This window comes from Pseudomonas sp. Ma2-10, assembly GCF_054330215.1.
Genome location: NZ_JBTEYL010000018.1, coordinates 102,054 through 109,576, shown reverse-complemented (window position 1 = coordinate 109,576; position 7,523 = coordinate 102,054). Strand labels below are relative to the sequence as shown.

Sequence of the window (7,523 nt, the reverse complement as noted above, 5' to 3'; positions counted from 1 at the left end):
GTTGGCGTTGGCCAGGTACAGCACTGGCACCAGCACTTGCTCGCCGTTCACTTCGGCGTTTTCCATCCAGACAATGTCGTGGGTCAGGGCCGCGACTTGTTCGGAGGTCAGGCTGACGCCCAGCGACAGGTTGAGTTCCTGTTTGCTGGCGATGGCGTTGTTCATCAGGTATTTGAACAAGCCTTCGTCGCTGGTCTGGCCGTCGATGAAGCGTTGGCCGGTGCGGGCGACCACGGCTTGCTGGATCAGGCGTTGTTCATAAAGGCCATCGCCCAGGCGCTTGGCGCTTTGGTCGGGGTCGTAACCCAGGTTCGACAACAGATAATCCGAGCTCATGAATTGCTTGAGGTCGGTGAGTACCGGGTTGGTTTCGATCAGGTACTTGTGTGGCTGGGATTTGCCGGCATTGCTCGGCAGGCCCTGCACGCGATTGATGGTGAATGGGGCACTAGCAGATGAGGTGACGGTGGCCCCTGTGAGGTTCCAGCTCTGCGGGCCGGTACCGGTCGGGTTTGCACTGCCTTCCTGACTCAAACGGAACAGGCCGTTCTGGCCGGTGGGCAGGCTGAAGCCGGGCAGGCTGACCGGGTTGACCTGCTGTTGCGCCAGGTCCGGCGGTAGTTGTTGGTTCAGGGTGATGCGGGTGGAGAACTGGCTGCCCGAAGCACCGGTGCCCGTGCGGGGACCACTGCCCACGTAGGTGTAGCCAGGGCGTACGACGCTGTTGTCGATGTTGTTCTGGGCGTTGATGTTGACCGCACCGGCGGCCTGGATCACGGCGGCGTAGCTTTGGTCGCCGGAGGAAATTTTTGTGGTCGTGCCGAACTGAGGCAGTTCAGCTTCGGTCATGCCGATAAAATTGGCCATTCCGGCCTCAAGACCGCCCAGATCATTGGGGGTGTAGCCCGCGCTTTCGAACCAGTACTGGTCGGTAAAATTACCGGCCGCGTTGTACAACCCGCCTGCGTTGCGGGTTCGTTCGGAGCGAAATACTCGGGTGGTTTCGGTTTCGCCAGTCTGGATACCGCTGTTGGTCAGGTTGACCAGCGAAGCCGTCAGATTGCCGCCGGAGGCGATGGTGCTGCTCTGGTTCAGCAGGTCGCCGCCGTTGACGCTCAGATTGCCGCCCGCCGTGATACTTGAAGCGGCACTGGCAGCGGTGACTTCAAATTTGTCGCGCTGCACGATCTCCCACACGTGGTTTTGCTTGCCGCTGCAGTCACCGGCATTGACCCCTTCGATACACTCGATCTCACCAATCCGGGCGGTGTAAATGCCCTGGTTGTTGGTAGTCAGCACGGCGCGGATGTTCTGAATCGTGCTCGCCGCCAGGCTCATGCTGCCGTCGCTTTGAATCGACGCCGAACTGTTGACGATGCTGTCGGCCTGGGCGCCTTGCCCGTTACGGTCAATCGTGAGGTTGCCCAGGCTGTAGATGTTGGCGTAGCTGTTGTTCAGCGCATTGACCCGCAGGCCCATGTTGCCGCCGCTGAAGATCAGCCCGTGATCATTGACCAGCGAGCCGGTGGTCACGGTCAGCGCTTGACCACTGCCCAGGGTTCCCGTGTTATAGAGGCCGCCGGCGTTCACGGTCAGGTTGGCAGCCGACGTCAAGCGACCGGCGTTGTTCAGTTGGCCACCCACTGATACGGAGGTGTCCCCCCCACCGGCAATGCTGGCGACCGCGCTGAGGTTCAGTTGTGCAGCACTTACGCCGAGCGCGCCCAGGCTACTGACCCGGCCATTGCCCGAGTACGTGCCACCGAGCGTCAGGTTCAGTCTGCCGTCACTCGCGATCAGGCCATCGTTGTTCCAGTTACCGCCGCTACCGGTCAGTCGGCTGACAGCCAAGAGCTGACCATTGGCCGTCTGATTAAGGTTGTTGATGTTGACGGTCAGGCGATCAGCCTGAATCACGCTGCTGTTGGTCCAGCCGTCAGCGCTCAGGGTCAGGCCACCGCGAGTGACGAAGCTGCCGCCGGCACTGCCCAGTTGTCCGGTAGCAATGTCGAAGATACCGGTGCCGACGTGCAGCACGTTGCCGCCGACGTTCAGCAAACCACCGGCGCCGAGGCTCAGGTCGCTGTTGGCGCTTTCAACGATCCCGTTGCGGTTGTCGAACACGCCGCCGATGGTGAAGGCGGTTTTGCCAGTGCTGCCCAATGCGCGCAATTGGCCAGTCTGGTTGTCGAGGCTCGCTGCCGTGATGGTCAGGGTGCTTTCGCTTTCGATGATGCCCAGACGGTTGTTTAATGCACCGCGCAGGCTCAAGTCGATTTGTTGCCCGGCAATCTGCCCATCGGCATCGCCGCTGTTGTCGAAGTCTTTGCCGGTGACGCTGACCCGGCCCTTGGCGTAAAGGCCGCCGTTGCGGTTGTCGAAGTTGCCGTTCGTGCCCATGTCGACGATGGCGTCACCGGTTTGCGCAGTGATCCGTCCGCCATAGTTGTCGATACCGGCCAGTGCCTTGAGGTTCAGACTCTGGGCCTGAATCACCCCGCCCTGGCGGTTGTTGTTCAGGTCATAGCCGTTGCGCAGTACGCCAGTGATGTGACTGCTGAAGGCGCCTTGCAGGCTCGAGAGCACACCGCCGCGGCTGTCGAGGCTGGCGGCGGTGATGTCGAGGTTGCCTTCCTTGGCGACGATGCGCCCGCTTTGGTTATCGATGGCAGTATTGGTTTCGACAGTCAGATCGCCTTGGCTTTGCAGAGTGCCCTTGGCGTTGTCGAGGCTGGCCGCGCTGAGCGTCAGGCCTGCATCGCGACTGAAAATCAGACCGTCCGCGCTGTTTTGCACAGCGCCGCTGGCCGTGATCGTCAATAGATCGTTGGCAGCGACGGTGCCGCCATTGCGGTTATCGAGGCCGCCCGTTACCAGGCTCAACACCCGCTGGCTAACCAGTCGGCCGCCCTGGTTGTCGATCTGCAACGCGCGTTGAATCACCAGCGGGCCGTTGCTCGCCAGTTGGCCGCTGGTATTGGTCAGGGTACCGAGTAGGTCAAGGGTGACGGCGCCATTGCCGGCCAGAGTACCGGCACTGTTGTTCAGATCGGTGCCGGAGAAGCTGATGGTCTTTTGCGCATTGATGGTGGCGCTGGCGTTGCGGAGAGTTTTGGCCTGGATGTCCAGACCGTCACCGCTGTCGATCAAGCCTCCCTGACTGTTATCCAATGTCCCGGCAATAACGAAGGTTTGCGCATCGCCGCTGGAAAGAATGCCTTGGTCACTGTTGTCGAGGCTGTCCGCCGTGACCTTCAGCGTGCCGTGACTGACCAGCGCCCCGGCGTTGCTGTTACGCAGCGCGCCAGTGAGGTCTACCAGCACGTCACCGTCACGGCTCGATAAGGTACCCTCGTTACGGTTGTCCAGGCTTGCGCCCAGCAGGCTCAAACCCTGCCAGCCGGAGATCAGGCCATTGAGGTTGGTGGTGGTATCGGCAGTGAGGTCCAGTTGCTGACGGCTGATGAGTTTGCCGTTGCTGTTGTCCAGGTTACGCCCCACTAGCGTGTAGCTCTGACTGCTGGAGAGTTCGCCGCCCTGGTTGTTCAAGTCCCGCAGGTTGCGGATGCTCAATTGTCCGGTGGTGGTGATCAGGCCTTTGGCGTTGTTCAGGTCGCCCATGGCGCCACTGAAATCGATGGCAATCGCGCTACCCAGCAACGAACCACCGTTCTGGTTGTTCAAACTCGCGGTGTTGATGCTCAGGTTGTCGGTGGCGTTGATCAGCCCTTGGTCCTGATTGTCGAGCTGGCCATTAACCCGAAGGTCGAGGCCAGTACGACTGGTGAGGGTGCCGCCGTTGTTGTTCAGGCTGCCGGCCTGTACGTCGACATTTGCCGCAGCGATCAGGCCTTTGATATTGGTCAGCGCCTGCTGCACGCGTAGGGTCACTGCCTGATTGCCGAGCAGTTTGCCGTTGCTGTTGTCCAGGCTGTCGGCCGCCAGCGTGAAGGCCTGGGCGCTGGAAATTTCGCCATGTTGGTTATCGACCTGCTGGAGGTTTTTCAGCACCAGCAAAGGAGCATTGATCAGGCCACTCTGGTTATTCAGGGCTCCGTGGTTTAGATCCAGGGTCAGGGACGTGCCACTGGTGAGTTGCCCGCCGTCGTGCTGATCGAGACTGCTGACGCTGGCCGTCAGGGCCTTGTTGCTGGCGATTCGGCCGTTGCCGCTGTTATCGACCGCCCCGGCGTTGAAGCTCAGGCTGTCGAGGCTGGTCAGCTTGCCGCCCTGGTTGTTCACCGCCCTCGTGGCGGTGATGCTCAAGGCCTTGCCGGCGTTCACCAGCCCAGCCACGTTATCCAGCGTTTGCATGCGCAACGTCGCGGCGGCCAACGTCGACAGTTCGCCATGACTGTTGTTCAAGTGGCCGACGGTCGCGCTGAGTGTGCCGGTACTGGTGATCAAACCTTTCGAGTTCACTACCTGATCAGCAATAACGTTCAGAGCGCCACTGCTCAACACCCGGCCCTTGTTCTGGTTGTCCAGGGTGGTGACGGTGAGGTTGGCGATCTGTCCAGCGCTCAACGTGCCGCCCTGGTTGCTCAGGGTCTGGCTCGTGTTCACCGTCAGGCTGCGGCTGGCGATCACGCTTTTGCCGGTGTTGTTGAAATTCTGCGCCGTCAGGCTCACATCGCCGCTGGCATTGCGACTGGTGTCAGCGTTGACTCCGGCTTCGATGATGCCGTTGTTGGTCAGAACCCCACCGGCCGTCAGCGCGATGCTGTCCCTTGCGGCAAGGGTTTGCTGGTTGGTCAGGTTGCCTTGGGTTTGCACATTCAGGGCAGAGCCGGCATAGACCGGTCCCTGGGCGTCGAGGCTGGCTGCTTTGACATTCACCGCGCCCGCAGCAGAAGTCTGCGCCAGGCTGAGATGCCCACTGGCGTCAATCTGGATATCACCGCCGCTGGCGGCCAGGTTGCCGGCCAGTTTCACCCCGACCCCGGCTTCGGTCCCACCAGTTTGATCGCCCCGGCATACATGCCGCCCAACGCCGAGCTGTCGATGGCCAGTTGCGGTTTGACACTGCCGTCATCGGCGCGCGCGGTAGCATTGAGGGTCTGTGCGTTGACGTCGTTACGACCAGCCACAATCGTCAGGTTCTTCGCCTGAATCTCGGCATTGATCTTCGCGCTGCGGGTGATGATTTCGAAGCTGTCGACGTTGTTGGCATTCAACCCGGCACCGTCGATGGACACGCTGCCCTGATCCACCTGAAAGCGGTCCAGTCGACCGTTGTCCAGCACTGGCTTGCCGGTGGTCAACGTCACGCGCGGGGTGTTGATGAAGCCGCAACCGTTGCAGCTGATGCCATACGGATTGGCGACGATCACCCGCGCCGCCTGCCCCGCCACTTCGGTGTAACCGCGCAACTGACTCGGGCTGCCACCGATGACTTCGTTGAGTATCGTTTGCGCCGCGATCCGGTTGGTCAGGTTGGGGTTGCCGACGATGATGCCGCCTAACTGCGTCGCGCCGGTCTGGTTGGCGACGTTGTTGAGGATCACGCCCTGATTGCCGACGTTGTAGTCGTGAAACTGGTTGTGCGACAGCCCGGTGCCATTCGGCGTAGCGATTTGGATAATCGGTACACCGTTGCCCGCCTGGCCGAGGCTGGTGCCCGGCGTGGCGACCACAATCCCGTCGGCCTGGGCCCATATCGGTTGCCAGAACATGACGTTCGCCAACAGGAACGCCAACCCGCGTTTGGGCATGCCCCAGAAGTGTTCGCGGGTTTTCAGGTCCGCAGAAGGCTGGCGCGCGAGGAAGGCGTGATGGCGAACGTCCATGATTTGAATCTCGCTAGAGCAGAATTTAAAGGAAGAAATCCACGCGGAAATAAATCGGTGCTTCGCGCTCGGCCAGGGTGTCCGGGCGTTCCAGGGAATGAGCAAAGGTCACGCTGGCGGCCACATGCTGACCGCGAGCAAACAGCTCCACCGCGTTGCTGGACATGCGCCCGTGCTGATCGCCGTTGTAGCGGTCGCCACGGATCACGCCCTGGTCGTAGCCGAGGCTGGTGCCGTATTCGGCGAACGCCGGACGCAGCCATTCCAGGGTCACCGGGCGGGTCCAGCGCAGGTCGTTGCGCCAGTAACCGCCGCTGTCGCCGGACAAGGATTGATCCTTGTAACCGCGAATCGACGACTGCCCGCCGAGGCTGGTGCGCTGCGGGCTGAACAGCACGTCTTCACTGCGCTGGCCGGTCATCAGGCTGCTGAAACTGAACGACTCACCCCACACCTTGAACGGTTGCAGGTAGCTCGCGGTGGCGGTGTATTTGCGGTAGCGCGCGTTCGGTTCGCCGGGGCCTGGATCGCCGTTGCCCTGAGCGTCGAACGCGCCGATGCCTTGCTGCATACCGAGGTCAATGTTGACGAACGCGCTGCCAACTCGCCGACCGTGGTTGATGCCGAACTGCGCTTCGCTGATGCGGTTGCTGCTCAGCTTGAGCTTGCTGTCTTCGATGAAGTTGTTGGTGCGCAGGTAAGAGACACCAGTGCTGAGGGAGGTCTTGCTCACGGCGTCGCGATGGATCACCCGCTCGGCGCGCAACTGATGGTTCTGGCTATCGCCGGTCTGCTTGAAGTTGTAACCGTTGGCCGCGACCTGCGAGCGGTATTCGCTCTGGCTGTAGGTGTAACTGAAGTTCCACCAGCCCCATGGCAGGTTGTAATAGAGCAGCGCGTTGTTGGACGTGTGCTGGTGATCAGTCATAGCATCGCGACCGCCGCGCAACATCAGTTGATCGGCCAAACCCAGCGGGCTGTCCCAATCAAACGTCGTGCCCCACTGCTGCTCGCCGGTGCTGCGCTGGCCATCGTTGCTGCGGGACAACCCGGCACGCCAAGGCTTTTGTGGGGTGTTCTTGACCAGCACCTCGCTGCCACCGACGTTCTTGCCCGGCGCCAACTCCATCTGCGCCTGATTCGATGGCAAACGGTTGAGCTGATCGACCAGTTGCTCGATTTCCCGCAGGTTGACCAACTCGCCGGTCTTGCCGGGAAAAGTCATGCCCAACTCGCGGTCCGACAGCTGGCTGCCCTCCGCGCCTTTCAAGCCTTCGAGCTTGCCTTCGACCACCAGCACCTGCAAATGCCCACCGGACAAATCCTGCTGCGGCAAGTAGGCACGGCTGGTGACCAGGCCTTTTTCGATGTAGTGGTCGGTGATGACTTTCAGCAACTCGTTGAGCTGGGTGACGCCCAGGCATTGGCCGATGTAAGGCTTGAGCAGACGATTTTTCTCGCTCTCGGAGAGACTGTCGGCACCTTTGAGTTCGATGTCCTTGATGGGGAAGCAACGCGCGTCGGCCGGGGCCGCCGGTTGCGTGGGTTTGGCTTCCTTGCCGGGTAATTCCTTGAGCTCTTCAAGACGCCGGCGCTGCTCTTCGAGCAGGCGATCCTGACGTTCGCGGATCAGATCGGTTTCACCGGGGGTGGGGGCGGCGTGAGCAAGATTCAGCGGAGAAAGGCACAGCAAAGCCAGGCACAACCTCGCCACGAGGGCGGGTGGGTACATGT

Annotated in this window: 3 protein-coding genes; all 3 read right to left on the bottom strand. The window is 61.2% G+C overall.

The window, feature by feature from the left end; translation table 11 throughout:
• Positions 1-4,935 (bottom strand): beta strand repeat-containing protein (locus ACXPVS_RS20000; RefSeq protein WP_458511470.1); only part of this gene is annotated, 4,935 nt, incomplete at its 3' end.
• Positions 4,932-5,789 (bottom strand): filamentous hemagglutinin N-terminal domain-containing protein, encoded by an 858-nt coding sequence (locus ACXPVS_RS19995; RefSeq protein WP_458511469.1) that lies wholly within the window; start codon positions 5,787-5,789, stop codon positions 4,932-4,934. The genes ACXPVS_RS19995 and ACXPVS_RS20000, both read right to left, overlap by 4 nt.
• A 25-nt stretch (positions 5,790-5,814) precedes the next feature.
• Positions 5,815-7,521: a ShlB/FhaC/HecB family hemolysin secretion/activation protein gene (locus ACXPVS_RS19990; protein ID WP_458511468.1), complete on the bottom strand. Its 1,707-nt coding sequence runs from the start codon at positions 7,519-7,521 to the stop codon at positions 5,815-5,817.
• Positions 7,522-7,523: the final 2 nt, after the last annotated feature.